This is a genomic window from Nostoc sp. UHCC 0251, from assembly GCF_034932245.1.
GTDB lineage: Bacteria > Cyanobacteriota > Cyanobacteriia > Cyanobacteriales > Nostocaceae > Nostoc.
Genome location: NZ_JAYGHD010000308.1, coordinates 1 through 16,457, shown reverse-complemented (window position 1 = coordinate 16,457; position 16,457 = coordinate 1). Strand labels below are relative to the sequence as shown.

Sequence of the window (16,457 nt, the reverse complement as noted above, 5' to 3'; positions counted from 1 at the left end):
TGTTAAAAATAGCTGTAATAAATAAATGGCAACACCGCCAGAATTATTAAAAAAGATTGTATTTTTGACTTATTCTTCAAGTTTAAAACTAGAAACTTGTCTCTAATTCAGTACTAGTAAAGTTGATAACTTTTTTATCAGAAAGTTACATCCAGGAAACCACTGGAACAGTTAAAATTGAAAAGAACTCTAAGCTTGCCGATCCTGTAAGTATGACCATGCACAATTCCGTTGAATTCCAAGACGCTTTTGATGTCATAGTCGTCGGTGCAGGTCACTCCGGTTGCGAAGCAGCTCTAGCCTCTGCACGCCTCGGTTGTCGTACCCTGCTATTGACGCTCAACTTGGATAAAATCGCTTGGCAACCTTGTAATCCAGCAGTGGGTGGCCCGGCCAAATCTCAGTTGACTCATGAGGTAGATGCACTTGGCGGAGAAATTGGTAAAGTAGCAGACCGCACTTACCTACAAAAACGTATCCTCAACTCTTCACGGGGGCCTGCTGTTTGGGCATTACGCGCCCAGAGTGACAAGCGCGAATATGCAGCGGTGATGAAGAATATTGTCGAGAACCAAGACAACTTGACAATCCGCGAAAGTATGGCGACAGATTTGGTGCTGGGCGCTAACGGTGAAGTTATCGGCGTTGAAACTTATTTTGGTGTGGGGTTCCAATGTAAAGCAGTCATCTTGACAACTGGCACTTTCCTGGGGGGTAAAATTTGGGTTGGAAACAAATCAATGCCAGCCGGACGCGCTGGAGAATTTGCGGCTGAGGGATTGACACAAACCCTAAATCGCCTGGGATTTGAAACCGGAAGACTTAAAACTGGAACTCCAGCACGGGTAGACAAGCGATCGGTGGATTATAGTAAAATGCTCATCCAGCCAGGGGATGAAGATGTACGCTGGTTTAGCTTTGACCCAGAGGCGTGGGTAGAACGGGAACAAATGCCTTGCTACATCACCCGCACAACCGCCGAAACCCATCGCCTAATTCAAGATAATTTGCACCTATCACCAGTTTATGGCGGTTGGGTGGAAGCGAAAGGGCCGCGTTATTGTCCTAGTATTGAAGATAAAATTGTGCGCTTTGCTGATAAAGAAAGCCATCAAATCTTTATTGAACCAGAAGGAAGGGATATACCCGAACTTTATATCCAAGGGTTTTCTACAGGGTTGCCAGAAAATTTGCAACTACAAATGTTGCGGACTCTCCCCGGTTTGGAAAAATGTGTGATGCTGCGTCCGGCGTATGCTGTGGAATATGACTATTTACCTGCAACTCAGTGTTACCCCACACTGATGACTAAGAAGATTGCCGGACTGTTTTGTGCTGGGCAGATTAATGGCACCACAGGTTATGAAGAAGCCGCAGCTCAAGGGCTTGTGGCGGGAATTAACGCAGCTCGATTTGTTCGTTCTCAAGAAATGATTGTCTTTGCCCGTGAGCAAAGTTACATTGGAACGCTACTTGATGACCTGTGTACAAAGGATTTACGGGAACCTTACCGGATGCTTACCAGTAGGTCTGAGTACCGATTGATATTGCGTTCTGACAATGCCGACCAACGCTTGACACCCTTGGGGCGAGAAATTGGTTTAATTGACGATCGCCGTTGGGATCTATTTACCCAAAAGCAGGCAAATATTACCACAGAAAAACAAAGATTGCAAGTTACACGAGTCAAAGAACATGATGAAATAGGAATAGCGATCGCATCTAATACCCAACAAGCAATTAAAGGTTCAATAACTCTCAATGACTTACTGCGCCGTCCGGGATTCCATTACGTTGACCTCGACAGGTTCGGACTAGGAAACCCCAACCTCAACCGCGCTGAGAAAGAAGGTGCAGAAATTGACATAAAATATTCTGGCTATCTCGCTAGGCAACAAAATCAGATTGACCAAATTGCCCGCCAAGCGCATCGCCAATTACCTGCGGATTTGGACTATACAGCAATTGATACTCTTTCCAAAGAGGCACGGGAAAAGCTAACTCACGTAAAACCACTCACACTTGGTCAAGCTGCACGTATTGGTGGTGTAAACCCAGCGGACGTTAACGCTTTATTATTATATTTAGAATTGCGTAGAACCAAGAGCCAATCAGAGTTTCCAGCGTTAGCTTAACACAAGCTTGATAAAGACTGAGTATAGTAGTAGGGAGGGAAATTGGTATGATAGATGACATAAATATTAGTAGTGTCATCATCAACAATCCCCAGATTAAAGTTCACTTTAATACCAGCGCTCAACCAACTCGTCTCAATAAGACGGCGGATTGGATATTTTATCTGTAATCCTAATTCCCAGGCAGTAGGCGCGGCGTTTCCTCGTCCTAGCAACAACCCAGAAAGTCTATGTTACAAGAAGCCAGCACCCGTCTCATAGTACCGGAACCATCAGAAGACTTAATCGCCAACGAGCCTTGGTCGATAGAAAACTATGCTGATGGCCTAATGGATGAACTCTTTGCCGATATCGACTCCGTTCTGGATGTTAGTAGTAATCTGCCTTCTCAAACCGTTAGGCACGGTAGGCAGAATAAATCGAGCCAGTCTTTTGCTGGGGTTTCCTCCCAAGCTCAACGCCAGTCGCCTTCAGAATACGTGGTAACGATACCACAGATTATCTTACCGAACACAGTGAACCAAGCAGTACAGTCAGTTGCTTACGATAACCACAAGCACTTGAGTACCGTTGTGTTTGACACTGCTACTGTTAAATCAGTTACTAGAAAGCGTCAGAAAAGTAGTCGGACTTTGGGCAAACTGCTGATTGTGGGAACAACTTTAGGCGTAGCGATGGCTAGTATTATTTACCTGGTACAGTCTGGAGTCGTATATCTTTTAAATACCAACTTGGCCCAGCCAGCTCTTCTAGTGCCGCAAGCGCAGTCACAGTTGCCAACAAAAGTAGAAATTGAGGCAGAGTTGGTTGACTACATGCTCCAATCGCTAGCAGTTATAGATAAGCAAGGAGCAAAAAGCAATCAAAAATCTGTCATGCCTGGATTCTCCAATCAGGCAAATACTAACCAAATAGCCCTTGGTAACGGGCAAACAACAGGTAATCTACCACCACTTCCACTTCTAGCTAACAATACACCACCAGCCCCCAATCGTTCTGGAGGCGTTGTTGAGCGGATATACGTTCCCGTTTATCAAGCGCCGTCGCCAATGCGCTATGCGCTTCCGACTATTCCTGGTAGTCCCACACTTTTACCACAAGTTGCCAGTGCATTACCCAGTGCATTACAGGGATCTCAACCTAATGTTGTGAAAAATGCCCTAAATACAGTACAACAAGCTGCCAAGCCTGTAACTGTGAATATGTTAGCTGCGACTGTAAGAGCCGAACTGAAGCCTGTAGCTGCAAAAACTGCACCCATTACTGTGCGGCAAACACCCAAGCCTCTGCCTGCATTACCAGTAGTTCCATTACGTGCAGCACTCGCCCCAGAGCCAGAACCAACTATTACCCAGGAACAAGTATATCCGGCAACTGCGATCGCAGTTGCTCCGAGTAATACCTTAGAAGGATTGCTAGAGTTAGGCAACAAATCTGCTGCTTTGTTTAAAATTGATGGCGTAACTCGCCGCATCAATATGGGTGAAAGTATCGGCTCAAGCGGTTGGACGCTAGTAGATGTTAGTAATGGCGAAGCTGTCATCCGGCGCAACGGTGAAGTGCGATCTATTTACGCAGGGCAGAAATTGTAAAATCTCTTCTCTCAGCAACTCTTTCATTAATCAAAATATTGCAATAATAACCTCTAAGTCGTACATTGCATCATATCGTATTTACCTAATTATACTGTTTGACGAAATAGCTGATACAGATATATAGATAGGGTTGTACAAGTGTACAACCCTATAGCCGATTATGTGTTGCTAAGATTTTAAAAAATGGTATTCAACCGGACTCTCTCTTAGCTTCTTAATGGTGGGTTAATTTCAAAGTGAATATGATGATCGTGACCAATCATCGGGGTACATAGCCCCTCTTGAATTAGCTTTTTATCATTGAAGAAAACCGCCCCCACCTTTACCAGGCTTTGCTTACGAATAGACTTGAGAATAGCTCGCGTAGCATCTTGATCATATTCAGAACTCGACCAAAAAATGCCACCAAAATTTCCATTTTTTTTGGGTAAGTAAACATCGCACATCATGCCAGTTTCATGTCCATGATGGTCGGGAGTATCACCTCCATGAGGAAGACTAACATCATTAATTGCGAATGGAGCAGCTGTGGGGTGAGTGTTACGATAACTGTTTTGATAATCTTGGGCAATTTTTTTGATCGCATCAGCTAACCAGTGTGTTCCAAAATCGTGGTTATCTTTAGTGTCTTCTAGTTCACCGTTTACAAAACCATTGTCGCGATCGCTTTTTGGCATCAACTCCCATCGTGGTGAGTTAGCTGCTTGCAACCATCGATGAGTTATTCCACCAACATCAACTCGACCATCACCATTAATAGTACTGCGACCAGCAATAATTGATTGAAATAACTTGATCGCGTCAAACAGTCCTCTGTCTCTGTCTGCACTGTTAGGATCACCTACCCATTTGTAGCCTAGCTCATGCAATCGCGCTTTAATAGCCTTAACATCATCAGCTTTATTAACTCCGCCAATTCCTACACTACCACTGAGCGTAATTAGCTTTGCTCCTGGTAAACTGGATGCTGTAGGTTGTTGAGTATTCTCATCATCCTTGTTATCGAAAGGAACAACAACTTTAATCTGGATCTCTAGAGTTTGATCGTCAATGGCAATTATCATGCGGCGATCGCCTTCTTCTTTAAAGACGAAATCAAATTGCCATTTGCCATACTGATTAATTATTACACTTGAGGCTGGAAATTTGTCATCGATCATCACCGACAAAACCTTACCACTGTCGGTTAAACGTGCTATGCCTTCAACCCTAAAATTTTGTCCTAATTCAACTTCTTTTGGCGCACGAATTAGCTGTAGTTGTTCCACTGAAGCGGGAATGGCAACTCCACCTGCATTAGCCAGTAAATTCTGCGCCTCTGGAAGCAAATTCACAATCTTGTTGACATAGTTAGGATCAGATGAATAGCCTTTAGCCTTGAGAAAGCCAATAAAATTCTCTGGCGTGTTGGTATAATCCTCTAAGCCTCTATAGGGAGTGCGAGTTAAAAACTTCCAATAACCAATAATAAAAGCGTCTATATCTGTAAATTTACAGAAATCAACTTCTTTTGACTCAGAAGGAACTTTGATTTTCAACGGTTCGGCAAACCCTTTCATATCAGGATCTCGCCATTTTAATCCGGCAAAATTGTTAGCGTTAACAGCAAGATCGCTTTTACATCTAGTAGACTCTAGTAACCATTGAGCCAGGGTAACTTCTTTTAGAGTTTGCCGATTTATCTCGGTAATCCTTGCATTTTCAATACCAATTTTTGTAAAAATTAATGCTAAATCTTTATTAAAATAATTGTTAACTAAATCATCTAGTAATGACATATCTTTGTCCTATTAAAAACTTTTTGTAGATCCCCTACTTCTAGGAAAAGTGGGGGATCTATGTGTTCACGAATGGTTTAAATAGAATAAGTTAATCTTTTTCTACAACTTTGGCGTGTCCAGCAAAAACAAAATGCCCATCTCGATTTCCTTTACTTTTATCAAGCCACTTAACCCAATAATGGTTTTCCTCAAAACGGACATCTAAAATTGGGTAACTTCCTGGAACAATATCGATTACAGATTCTTTAGGTAGTTCTGATGACTGTTCTGTAGAAGGTTTTAAAAAAGTTTTTTCTGTAATTTCCAGACTGTACTTTTTATCAGGCTTAGGCTCATCGTGATCGGACTCACCAATTAATCCATTTTTAATTGCTTCGGCCATTTTTTCAGCATCAAAGCGATCCATATCTGACTTGGAATCACAAAAGCAGCACTCAATTAAAATAGCTGGCATTTGTGTATTCTTGATCACAAAGAAATTTGTACTTTTAACTTTTCTATCATTGAAACCAAGTTTTACAATCTCTTGCAAAACTGATCTAGCGATACCTTTCGATGTATTGCTAATGGCGAAAATTTCTGTGCCATTAGCTATAGTGTTGAACTTATTAAAGTGAATCGAAATAAAGACATTAACGTTATTAGCATTTGCTTTATTGACTCGTTGTCTTAGAGAATCGTTTATACCACTAGCACTTGTGGGAGTGCAATCAATAACCGTATGACCTGCTGCTTTTAGTTTTTGTATCAGTTTTGTACCAACTGCTTTCGTTAAAATATCTTCTTGTTGGATACCTGTTGCTCCTGTATCGTGAGGAGGGCAATTGTGTCCTATATCAATACCAAATTTCATAGAGTTGATGTCCTTTTTATAACTTAAGAAGTACGGGTTAACTTACTATACTGTATTAATTATTAACCCAAGTGCAATCGTCTTGTCAGTGAGATAAAGTGAGTTTTTACTGTACATAGATGTAACATTTAACGTAAAAATCTCATGAAAAACAAAAATTTCATAAGTTCAACCTATAAATGAAGCAGGCTAACTAATGACAGCACAAGAGGCACTGAATCCAGCCGATACTCTTTTATACTCTACCTTTGGGGAAAGGCTCAATAATATTCAATCTGTAGTTTTACTGGAAGTTTGCTGGGACGCACCTATGCGGAAATTGCGGTGCAGATAAGTTATGAACACGACTACATCAAACAAGTCGGTTCTCAGTTGTAGCGAGAGCTTTCTCACGTAGTTGGTGAAGAAGCTTGTAAAAAATATCCAATCTATTTTGCATTGCTACCAGCAGTCTCAAAGTAGTGATAGTCTACGATGGGCTATGACGCTCGTTCGCGTAGCGTGCCGTAGGCAAGACTCGCTATCGGCGTCGCACTTGGGCGTTTCAAAATAATGCTCCCATAAAAGATAGCGATCGCCACTATACTTATTTATCTGGTAATTAGAGAACTTTATTATACATTTGATGAATTTCATATTTTAATTTCTACATTCCTATCAACGATTCTGCTTCTGTTCTTGCTAAATGTATAAACAAGTTCTACCAGAGAAATTCCTGATAAGAGGGGAGAAAAATTTTCCTTTCCTAACAAAAAATATTTAAGTTAAAAATGCTACATTGAATAGTCTGTGGTAATCCTACGGTTAAATAAGCTATGCGTAGCCTCTTGCAGAGAAGACATCGCTTAATAAATGTTTCGCCAAGCTTTTACCGTCGCTTTGCCAATTTCGCTATCAACAGTTTGACCTCCTTCCAAAACTAGTCTGATGTCTAAGTTCTCATCTGGAGCGTTTTTCAAAGCAGTGGCTAATTCTTGACTGACAGCAAACGTGCCAGTTGAACCGTCTAATTGAAAAACTTTTTCCTTGACCTTGAGCAAAAGTTTCTCGACTCTCTTGGTTGTGACAAACCGAAGAAAGTCAGGTCTGGGATACACACGACCTGCGGTGTAGAAAGAAGACATTGCTTGGCCCGAATTTACAGTTACGAGAACTCGAACGCTCGAAGGAGTCCACAAACTAATAACTTGCTTTGAACCCTCACGGTACAAATAGCCACCCAAGGAGTTGCGGTCAAAAACCCCAAGAAACTCTCCTTCAAAAGGGTCAACGATTCTCACGGCTTTCGACCAAGGCACATCCATATCAGGGGATAATCCTGCTGATTTGACTACTGGTAAATCACTTGATGCTTGGGCAAGGCTAGCTACCTCTTGAACAGTGAAAGCAGGGCAAACTTGAGGCAAAAACACAGCCAAGCTAGTCCCTAAAAGAAGAGCTGGAATTGTCTGTGGTAAGTTCATCATAAGTCAGGGGTACAATCTTTAAAGACAATAATTGAACAGCCTTTACTTAGTCATCTCCCGCAAGACTTTCATTTGCTATGAAGCTTAGACAATTGAGCAAATTACAGTGTCTTGGGGCAATGTCTCCTAACTCGCCATATCCTCTAGATGACACTTTGCGTAGCTTTTCAATAATACACAAGTACTAATATTTTCGGATACTTAAGTAATATCATTTAATATTGCTAAAGGGTTTGAGGTTTTTGTACAAGAGTTAATAAATGAGATTTTATTTTTGATATATAGATAAAAGCAGACATTCCCAAACTAGCCTTGGTTGAGCGTAAGAAAGTAAGTATTTACGAGCTTGTTCTAGCTGGTTGATGATGCTGGGTTGATGCCACTGCTGCCAGTAGTATTGCTGAAGATAATCAACTAACCACAGTTGGGCTTCTGTATCTAAATCCTTATCAATTTTCTTAGCTAACTCCAAAGCTTTGCGGTAAGAAGCAGGGGCTTTTTTCAAATCATCGAGTAACTCAGGAGGAATAGCTTGTAATTGCTCGTAAGATGCGATCGCACTTCCCGCACTACCAGCTGCTATATTCAATACCGCCTGATTTGCCAAAATTTCCTGATGACCAGTTTGTGTGAGCACAACAGCCAAAGACTGTGCATCTAAGCGATAAAAAGGAATGCGTTGACAGCGTGACACCAGAGTTGGCAAAACAGACTCAGGTGTAGGTGCAATTAAAATTAACGTTGCCTGTCCCGGTTCTTCTAAGGTTTTAAGTAAAGCATTCGCTGCTGCTTCTGCCATTGTTTGCGCTTCTTCCAGCACCACCACATTCCTCGGTGCTTCTAAGGGCGGACGACTGAGAAACTCGGTAATTTCCCGAATTTGCTCTAGCCGAATTACAGGTGGTGCCTTACGCTTAAGTCCTTTCTCGGCCGCTTCTGCTGCTGTTAATCGTTGTCCCTGGTATTGGTACGTTGGTTGCACCCACAACAAAGCTGGATGGTTCCCTTGACGCAAACGGTTTTGTAAAGCTGTAGTGACTCCCATTTCACTAGAAAATAGCAGTTCTACAAAACACTTAGCTGCTAAACTTCTTCCTACACCATCTGGCCCCACAAATAGATAGGCTGGAGCAACCCGATTTTGTCTAACAGCCTGAGTGAGTAATTCTATAGCTTGCTGTTGTCCTACAAGTGGTGCAAATGCGTTAATACAGTACCTTCGCCAAAAGAATAATATAAAAACAGAGGGCTGATGTAGTAGAGTTGTTGTCTTATAAAAGGACAACTTAGAAGCTACAAAGTGCCAATGTTGGCCATATTAGCACTGTTGCAATGACTGCTGACAGTTAAAAGTCAACGGTCAGCAGTCAACAGTCAGCACTTTCCGCTGCTTTATAGAAGTCCGGTAATGCCCACTCATATGTCAGTGGAGTTACACCGAGGAATTCACACTCAAATCATGACATTTCAGATTATTAAGGTAACAGTACACCTGTGGGTACTATTGGGAAGCAAAAGGTCGAGGCAGTTTGGAATCATTAATGCGATGAAGAGTTACCTGCTTGGAAGTGCTAGAGCGCTCGTCCAATCATCCATACTTTTTTTTCTACCTACAGTTGTGATACAACAAATCATTGCTAGTTCAGTTAAGCTGGCAACAGAAGTTTAATCCTCAAAACAATGACAGCAAGTAGTCCCACAATTTTAGCCCTAGACTTTGATGGAGTCATATGCGACGGACTAATTGAATATTTTGAGGTAGCATGGCATACCTATTGTAAAATTTGGTCTTCTGCTAACGACACACCAGCAGATGATTTAGCTTTAAGGTTCTATCGCCTACGACCTGTCATTGAAACGGGTTGGGAAATGCCCGTTTTAATCAAAGCCTTGGTAGATGAAATTCCTGATGAGAAAATTCTTCATGAATGGGCTAGCATCGCCCCAAAACTTTTGTTAGACGACAAACTACAAGCAAAAGAAATTGCTGCGAAACTAGATAATCAACGAGATGAATGGATTACCACCAATTTAGACGGTTGGCTAAGTCTGCATAGATTTTATCCGGGTGTAGTAGAAAAAATCAAATTAACTCTTGACGGTGGAGTTAAGTTATATATTGTAACAACTAAAGAAGGGCGTTTTGTACAGCAGTTGTTGCAACAAGAAGGAGTTAATTTACCAGCAGCATCAATTTTTGGGAAGGAAGTCAAGCGTCCTAAATACGAAATTCTGCGAGAACTAAAGCAGGAAGCAGAAAACAAACCAGTTAGTCTTTGGTTTGTAGAAGATAGACTCAAGACATTGCAGTTAGTCCAACAGCAAACAGACCTTGAAGATGTGAAACTCTTCCTTGCAGACTGGGGTTATAATACCCACGCGGAACGGGAAGCTGCCCAAAATGATCCGCAAATTCATCTGTTATCATTGTCTCAATTTGCAAAAGATTTTTCTGCTTGGCTTTGAATATATTAAATACATTGCAATAATCTCTTGATGTCTTTACTCTAATAGGGTTTGTCATTGCCCAGATTTTTGTAATACTCAAATTGTTGCATTTACCGATATCCCGCCAGGAATTTCAGTTCCTGGCATAATCCAAGACAGTTCAAGTAGACTAAAATCATTTACTTAGCCGTCTGAAGATAACTTTAATTATTAGCTTTGAAATTTGTTCCGACACAAAATAGTGACGAAGCGTGACGAAGCGGGATATATAGCAAAGATTAGAAACTAAAAGCTTACGTTTTTCGATTTAGGTGAAATAATAATTCATAACTATTCACTCCTGACTTAGCACTTACTTTTATGCTTGACCTTACAAAATTGGCGCGACAAATGCAGGGTTTAAGTCAGCATCTTACTTTAGAAGCTGTTGCCAGTCGTCAGCGTTTAGAATTGGCACAACAACATCTCAAAAATGCTTACGAGTGTCAACAAGACTTAATTGATCGCCAGGAAAAATGGCGCGATCGCATTCTCTTTGCTAATGCTACCCCAATTGAACCGCTAGAAACCTGCATCGATATTCCGGTTCCTCCCAAAATCCATACTGTCATCGCTACCGATGGTTCGCAAATTGCCCCTAACCATCATGAAATTGCTTACTGTTATCTCCTAAATATTGGCAGAGTAGTTTTACACTACGGACAAAATCGCCATCCATTACTTGATAGTTTGCCAGAAGTATTTTACCGCCCAGAAGATTTATATATGTCTCGGCAGTGGGGAATTAGAACCGAAGAATGGATGAGTTTTCGCCGCACTGCTTCAGAAACAACGGTATTGGCAGAACTTGCATGTGCAGCAAAAGGGGAAGCACCAGCATTGGCGATGGTAGATGGTTCCCTAGTTTACTGGTTCTTAGAACAGTTGCCAATTGATGCACGCGATCGCATTTTACCCCCTATCCTCGAAGCTTGGCAGCAAATGCGTGATGCTCAAATTCCACTCATGGGCTATCTTAGCGCCTCTCGCAGCATCGAAACAATGAATTTTTTACGTTTGTTAGCTTGTCCTCATCCAGTGCCAGACTGTAAAACTTATTGCCCAAATCAGCTAGAAAAAGTAGCTTGTAAAATTTTTGAACAGTTGCGAGATACTTCTGTTTGGGCAACCCGACTCAAACCAGGACAACGTAGCACCCTTTGGCGCAGTAATTCCCCCATTCTTGAACTTTACGGAGACCAAAGCATTTACTTTTGCTATGTTCACGTTGGCACTGAAATCGCCCGAATCGAAGTTCCGGCATGGGTAGCAGAGAATGCAACCATGTTAGACCAAGCGCTGGGACTGATGCTAGCACAAGTCCAAAAAGGATATGGCTACCCAGTAGCGATCGCAGAAGCCCATAATCAAGCAGTGGTAAAAGGTGGCGATAGAACGCGTTTCTTTGCCCTCCTCGAACAACAAATGATTAAAGCTGGCCTAAAAAATGTGGGAACTTCCTACAAAGAAGCCAGAAAGCGCGGCAGTATTGCTTAGGAACTTTCAGAGCGATCTTATCGTTTGAATATACGGGTTTTGAAATTGGCGATCGTAGCCATCCCAGTTCATGATGTTTAGATTTATTCCTATTAGTAGCACTAACACGTTAACCAAGCTAGAGATAGCAAAATGGGCACGATACCCAGGCAAACAATCTTAAGCAGATTAAGGAATTGATACTGTTAGGCAAAAGGTGCTGTCATTACGTAACACTTCTTATCTCAATTTTAAATAAAAATGATTACTTTACACCTTTTTTGGGAAACCTTTATTTAATAGAGAATTAAGTCAGCAACTAGCTACCTTGTTCAGTAAAAACTAGTAGGTGATTATTGCCTCTGCTATCAAGTTTATTACGTATTTATTCGTAAAATAAATAATCTTTGTGGGAATTCATATTAAGTAGTGTCTAGCTCGATAATATCCCATTAAAGTGGTTATTAAATTTGCGGAAAACGTATTAACTTATTCTACTTGTAACCAAAAAGTACTTGTATTTAAACAATTGATGAAACTAGTAAAATCTGGGTACAAACAATCTGAAGAAAAATACTCTCGATTTTTCTCACTTTCTATAGATTTATTGTGTATTGCTAATTTTGACGGTTATTTTAAATATTTAAACCCAAAATGGACACAAACGCTAGGTTGGTCTGAGCAAGAACTCATTAGCAAACCCTTTATCGAATTTGTTCACCCTGATGACCGTGAATCTACTATTGTTGCAGCCCAAAAAATTACATTATCTGTAGATGCAATCAGCTTTGAGAATCGGTATCTTTGTCGAGATGGTACTTACAAATGGTTGTCATGGAATGCGACTGCCTTCAGCAGGGAAAAGTTGATTTATGCAGTAGCTCGTGACATTACCCTTAATAAACAGAATGAAATAGAGTTACACAATTCTATCCGAGAGCTAGAAGCTTTTAAATTTGCTTTAAATGCCCATTCACTAGTAGCGATTACTGATAAAACCGGAAGGATAACCTATGTAAATAAACAATTTTGTGAAATTTCTAAATATTCTAGAGAAGAACTTCTAGGACAAGATCATCGGATTATTAATTCTGGTCATCATACAAAGGAATTTTTTGCAAATTTATGGAAAACTATTGCTCAAGGAAAAATATGGAAAGGAGAAATTAAAAATAAAGCTAAGGATGGCAGTTTTTATTGGGTGGACACTTTGATTGCTCCAATGTTGAACCCAGATGGAAAACCCTATCAATATGTATCAATTCGTACAGATATCACACAGCGCAAGCTCTCAGAGTTAGCTTTATTGGAGCGATCGCGCTTGTCAGTTTTGAGTGCAGAAGTCAGTTTAGCTTTATCTCAAAGTGGCACGCTTCCAGAAATTCTGCAATCATGTACAAATACTATTTCCGAGTATCTTGATATCGCTTTTGTTTGTATTTGGACTTTTGAACGGCAGACAAACCAGCTACAATTACAGGCTGGCGTTCATTGCACAGATATTGCTTGTAGTGCTTTGAGCGATACTCAAGATTTCCCAGAGCAAATGATTTTAGTCAATAATATTATTGGCTTAATGATTCAAAACCATCAAGCCATTTTTAACGAAGAACTATCAATCAACAATTCAGATAAACTTGTCAACTCTACATTATCAATTTTAAGATTTTCTGCCTACCCTTTAATAATAGAGCAGCAATTAATTGGAATAATTGCTTTATTTAGCAAGCAATTATTTACTGAGCCAACTCATAATCTATTAAATTGGATTGCTAATAATATTGCTGTGGCTATTGACCGAATCTGGGCACGAGAAGAACTCCTCAGCCGTCGAGAAGCCTTACTACTGCGTCTAGCTAGCCAAATCCGCAGTTCTCTTGACCTAGATATGATCCTAGAAACTGCTGTTAATGAAATTCGCAGTTTATTGCAAATTGATCGTTGCTATTTTCTTTGTTACTTATCACACCCATCCCAGCCAAGCCTGACTATTACCTATGAAGCACGAAACCCTAAGCTCCCAACCATGTTAGGCAGTATTCCGCCGCAAAAAAGTACTTTTCTAACAAAAATACTTCTTTCTCAAGAGCTAATTTGCATCGACGATATTAATAGCAATTCAAATCTTAATGATGATATGCAAGAACTTTTAACTGAGTTTGGCATTACATCTCAACTACTGCTACCAGTTAAAAGCAATTCTGGTGAGATTGGAGCAATTGTTTGCAGTCATTGCAGTGGTCATCGCATTTGGAGCAACAGTGAAATTAGCCTGTTACAGGCGGTTTGCGATCAACTAGCGATCGCCATCGATCACGCACAACTTTATACCCAAAGTCGTGCTGCTACTTTAGCTGCTCAAACTCAAGCCGAAAAACTTACCGAAACTTTGCATAAATTGCAGCAAACTCAATCTCAACTGATCCAGAATGAAAAAATGTCTAGCTTGGGACAATTAGTAGCTGGAGTTGCTCATGAAATCAACAATCCAGTTAATTTTATTCACGGCAACTTAACCTATGCTAACGAATATTTTCAAGAGATGTTAACTTTATTGCACCTTTATCAGCAACATTATCCCAACCCCCAGCCAGAAATTCAAGATTTTGTTGAGAAGATTGATTTAGAATTTATTACTGATGATCTTTATAAGCTCCTATCTTCAATGAATATGGGTACTAATCGTATCCGTGAAATTGTTTTGGGATTGCGAAATTTTTCCCGCCATGATGAAGCAGATAAAAAACTAGTTGACATTCATGAAGGAATTGATAATACACTATTAATTTTGCATCATCGTTGGAAAAATAATGGTATCGGGCTAGATATATCGATTGTTAAAGAATATGGCAATTTGCCCTTAGTTGATTGCTATCCTGGGCAGCTTAATCAAGTATTTATGAATATTTTGACTAATGCAATTGATGCTTTAGAAGAATCAATGGTCAATTTAAAAACAATTCATAAACCGCAAATTACAATTCGTACTGAAATTTTAGACAGTAAATTTGTGGTCATCCGAATTGCTGATAATGGGTTAGGAATAGAGGAAGATATTAGAAACCGATTATTTGATCCCTTTTTCACAACAAAACAGGTGGGTAAGGGAACAGGGCTAGGACTGTCAATTAGCTACCAAATTGTAGTAGAAAAACATGGTGGGATTTTGAATTGTCTATCAGAACCAGGAAAAGGTACAGAATTCTGGATTAAAATTCCAATTTAAACAGGATTTAATCTTGACTTTATCCATTTTTTGGCAAAGTAATACTTCTACGGCAACATTGCACGATCGCTATTGCTGAAATCTCTGTGGGACACTAGTTTTGCTTTTTTAACTTCATCAATTATCTATGATGTGGAAAAACTATTTTCTAAAAGTCAGAGTTTTTGCCAGATAAAGAAATCCGAGTTGTTAATTTTGGATAAAGTCGAGCTTAGAGTAGAATCTTCATACTCAAATCCAACCACTTCGACTGAGTAATCGGCGCACTGCTAGAAATATAGTCAATACCCGTCTCTGCTACACCGCGAATAGTTTCCAAAGTCACATTCCCAGAAGCTTCAATTTTTACCCGGCTATCCTGCTGACGAATCAACTGCACTGCCTGACACATCATATCCAAAGGCATATTGTCTAACATAATAATGTCAGCATTGTGCTGCAAAGCTTCTTTTACCTGCTCTAAACTTTCCGTCTCCACCTCTATAGTCAAGGGATAAGGTATCTGAGAACGAATACGGGTAACTGCTTCTCTAATTCCCCCAGCCGCCGCAATGTGATTATCCTTAATCATCACTGCATCATCCAACCCCATGCGGTGATTAATCGCCCCACCCAAAGCAGTCGCGTATTTTTCCAACAGTCTCAACCCTGGTGTAGTTTTACGCGTATCGACCAACAGAGCAGGTAAATCAGCAATTTTCTCTACATATATATAAGTCAAGGAAGCAATGCCACTCAAGCGCATAGCTAAATTGAGTGCGGTGCGTTCGCCCATGAGCAGGGCATCGAGCGAACCATGAATTTCAGCTACTATTTGTCCAGATTCACACCATGTACCTTCAGGCGTAACCGCCACAAAGCTGACTTTTTCATTCAAAATCTGAAATACTCTAGCAGCAAGTGGTAAGCCAGCAATTATTCCAGAAGCTTTAGCTACCCATTGAGCCGAGCCGAGGGTGACATCTTGTAGGAGTAGAGAATTAGTAGTGCGATCGCCCCGGCCAATATCCTCCACCAACCAGCCATGCAACAGAGGATCTAAAACTAGCCTTGGCGGCAAAACAGCAGAATTGCTCACAAATCTATTGCTTCCTTAGAGACTTCCAAGAATACTATAGCCTAAAACCCTTATCCTTCAAGGCTTTCATAGAGACTCAGAAGGAGTCCAAAATAATATTGGAAAAAATAGTTGACACAATGAATTAGGTTCGCTATATTGAATAAGTGCCTGAAGCGGAGCGCGAAATCGCGACGCCAAAAGGTGAACCGAACCTTGAAAATATTATAGTTTGAAAGCGAAAAGACAGCAAGTAGTTTGCGTCAAGAAAATAAAGATAACTAAGCTGAAGTTAAAAAAGAGCAGCTATAGAGCTACAAACGCTTCAAAACGGAGAGTTTGATCCTGGCTCAGGATGAACGCTGGCGGTATGCTTAACAC

The 16,457-nt window shown here is 40.5% G+C and carries 12 protein-coding genes; 7 read left to right on the top strand and 5 right to left on the bottom strand.

Annotation, left to right across the window (positions count from 1 at the left end):
- The first annotated feature begins 212 nt into the window (after positions 1-212).
- From mnmG to VB740_RS24025, 3 genes are read left to right on the top strand one after another with little or no spacing between them, the layout of a single operon-like run.
- A complete protein-coding gene (gene mnmG / locus VB740_RS24035) occupies positions 213-2,135 on the top strand; it encodes a tRNA uridine-5-carboxymethylaminomethyl(34) synthesis enzyme MnmG (RefSeq protein WP_323202413.1) in 1,923 nt (640 codons plus the stop codon).
- Positions 2,136-2,182: 47 nt separating this feature from the next.
- Positions 2,183-2,305, top strand: coding sequence for a hypothetical protein (locus VB740_RS24030; RefSeq protein ID WP_323202390.1), 123 nt, complete (start codon positions 2,183-2,185; stop codon positions 2,303-2,305).
- A 60-nt stretch (positions 2,306-2,365) separates the two neighbouring features.
- Positions 2,366-3,727 carry a hypothetical protein gene (locus VB740_RS24025; RefSeq protein ID WP_323202389.1) on the top strand — a complete coding sequence of 454 codons (1,362 nt, stop codon included), beginning with the start codon at positions 2,366-2,368 and terminating at the stop codon, positions 3,725-3,727.
- A gap of 209 nt (positions 3,728-3,936) precedes the next feature.
- On the opposite strand, the gene VB740_RS24020 is transcribed toward VB740_RS24025, so the two are convergent.
- Both VB740_RS24020 and VB740_RS24015 read right to left on the bottom strand, forming a co-directional pair.
- Entirely contained in the window at positions 3,937-5,508 is a 1,572-nt protein-coding gene (locus VB740_RS24020; protein ID WP_323202388.1) for a glucosaminidase domain-containing protein, read from the bottom strand.
- 91 nt (positions 5,509-5,599) lie between these two features.
- Entirely contained in the window at positions 5,600-6,364 is a 765-nt protein-coding gene (locus VB740_RS24015; protein WP_323202387.1) for an N-acetylmuramoyl-L-alanine amidase, read from the bottom strand.
- Positions 6,365-6,560: 196 nt separating this feature from the next.
- Between VB740_RS24015 and VB740_RS24010 the strand changes: the two genes are divergently transcribed.
- Complete coding sequence (locus VB740_RS24010) at positions 6,561-6,698, top strand: hypothetical protein (RefSeq protein WP_323202386.1); 138 nt, start codon at positions 6,561-6,563, stop codon at positions 6,696-6,698.
- A 511-nt stretch (positions 6,699-7,209) separates the two neighbouring features.
- Here VB740_RS24010 and VB740_RS24005 read toward each other — a convergent pair.
- Together VB740_RS24005 and VB740_RS24000 are read right to left on the bottom strand one after the other, a co-directional pair.
- On the bottom strand, positions 7,210-7,830 hold the full coding sequence (locus VB740_RS24005; RefSeq protein ID WP_323202385.1) for a hypothetical protein: 621 nt from the start codon (positions 7,828-7,830) through the stop codon (positions 7,210-7,212).
- A 268-nt stretch (positions 7,831-8,098) separates the two neighbouring features.
- Positions 8,099-9,040 carry a DNA polymerase III subunit delta' gene (locus tag VB740_RS24000; RefSeq protein ID WP_323202412.1) on the bottom strand — a complete coding sequence of 314 codons (942 nt, stop codon included), beginning with the start codon at positions 9,038-9,040 and terminating at the stop codon, positions 8,099-8,101.
- Positions 9,041-9,510: 470 nt separating this feature from the next.
- Between VB740_RS24000 and VB740_RS23995 the strand changes: the two genes are divergently transcribed.
- From VB740_RS23995 to VB740_RS23985, 3 genes are all read left to right on the top strand, one after another.
- Positions 9,511-10,296 carry an HAD family hydrolase gene (locus VB740_RS23995; protein ID WP_323202384.1) on the top strand — a complete coding sequence of 262 codons (786 nt, stop codon included), beginning with the start codon at positions 9,511-9,513 and terminating at the stop codon, positions 10,294-10,296.
- Positions 10,297-10,638: 342 nt separating this feature from the next.
- Positions 10,639-11,814 (top strand): DNA double-strand break repair nuclease NurA, encoded by a 1,176-nt coding sequence (locus VB740_RS23990; protein ID WP_323202383.1) that lies wholly within the window; start codon positions 10,639-10,641, stop codon positions 11,812-11,814.
- A gap of 511 nt (positions 11,815-12,325) precedes the next feature.
- Positions 12,326-15,019 (top strand): PAS domain S-box protein, encoded by a 2,694-nt coding sequence (locus tag VB740_RS23985; RefSeq protein WP_323202382.1) that lies wholly within the window; start codon positions 12,326-12,328, stop codon positions 15,017-15,019.
- A 211-nt stretch (positions 15,020-15,230) separates the two neighbouring features.
- Here the strand turns inward: VB740_RS23985 and nadC are convergent, their stop codons facing one another.
- On the bottom strand, positions 15,231-16,097 hold the full coding sequence (nadC, locus tag VB740_RS23980) for a carboxylating nicotinate-nucleotide diphosphorylase (RefSeq protein WP_323202381.1): 867 nt from the start codon (positions 16,095-16,097) through the stop codon (positions 15,231-15,233).
- Between the last annotated feature and the right edge of the window lie 360 nt (positions 16,098-16,457).

Coding starts and splice junctions, on each gene's coding strand:
- VB740_RS23995 (WP_323202384.1), top strand. CDS start 9,511: ATGACAGCAAGTAGTCCCACAATTTTAGCCCTAGACTTTGATGGAGTC.
- VB740_RS24015 (WP_323202387.1), bottom strand. CDS start 6,364: ATGAAATTTGGTATTGATATAGGACACAATTGCCCTCCTCACGATACA.
- mnmG (WP_323202413.1), top strand. CDS start 213: ATGACCATGCACAATTCCGTTGAATTCCAAGACGCTTTTGATGTCATA.
- VB740_RS24020 (WP_323202388.1), bottom strand. CDS start 5,508: ATGTCATTACTAGATGATTTAGTTAACAATTATTTTAATAAAGATTTA.
- VB740_RS23990 (WP_323202383.1), top strand. CDS start 10,639: ATGCTTGACCTTACAAAATTGGCGCGACAAATGCAGGGTTTAAGTCAG.
- VB740_RS24005 (WP_323202385.1), bottom strand. CDS start 7,830: ATGATGAACTTACCACAGACAATTCCAGCTCTTCTTTTAGGGACTAGC.
- VB740_RS24010 (WP_323202386.1), top strand. CDS start 6,561: ATGACAGCACAAGAGGCACTGAATCCAGCCGATACTCTTTTATACTCT.
- VB740_RS24030 (WP_323202390.1), top strand. CDS start 2,183: ATGATAGATGACATAAATATTAGTAGTGTCATCATCAACAATCCCCAG.
- VB740_RS24025 (WP_323202389.1), top strand. CDS start 2,366: ATGTTACAAGAAGCCAGCACCCGTCTCATAGTACCGGAACCATCAGAA.
- VB740_RS23985 (WP_323202382.1), top strand. CDS start 12,326: ATGAAACTAGTAAAATCTGGGTACAAACAATCTGAAGAAAAATACTCT.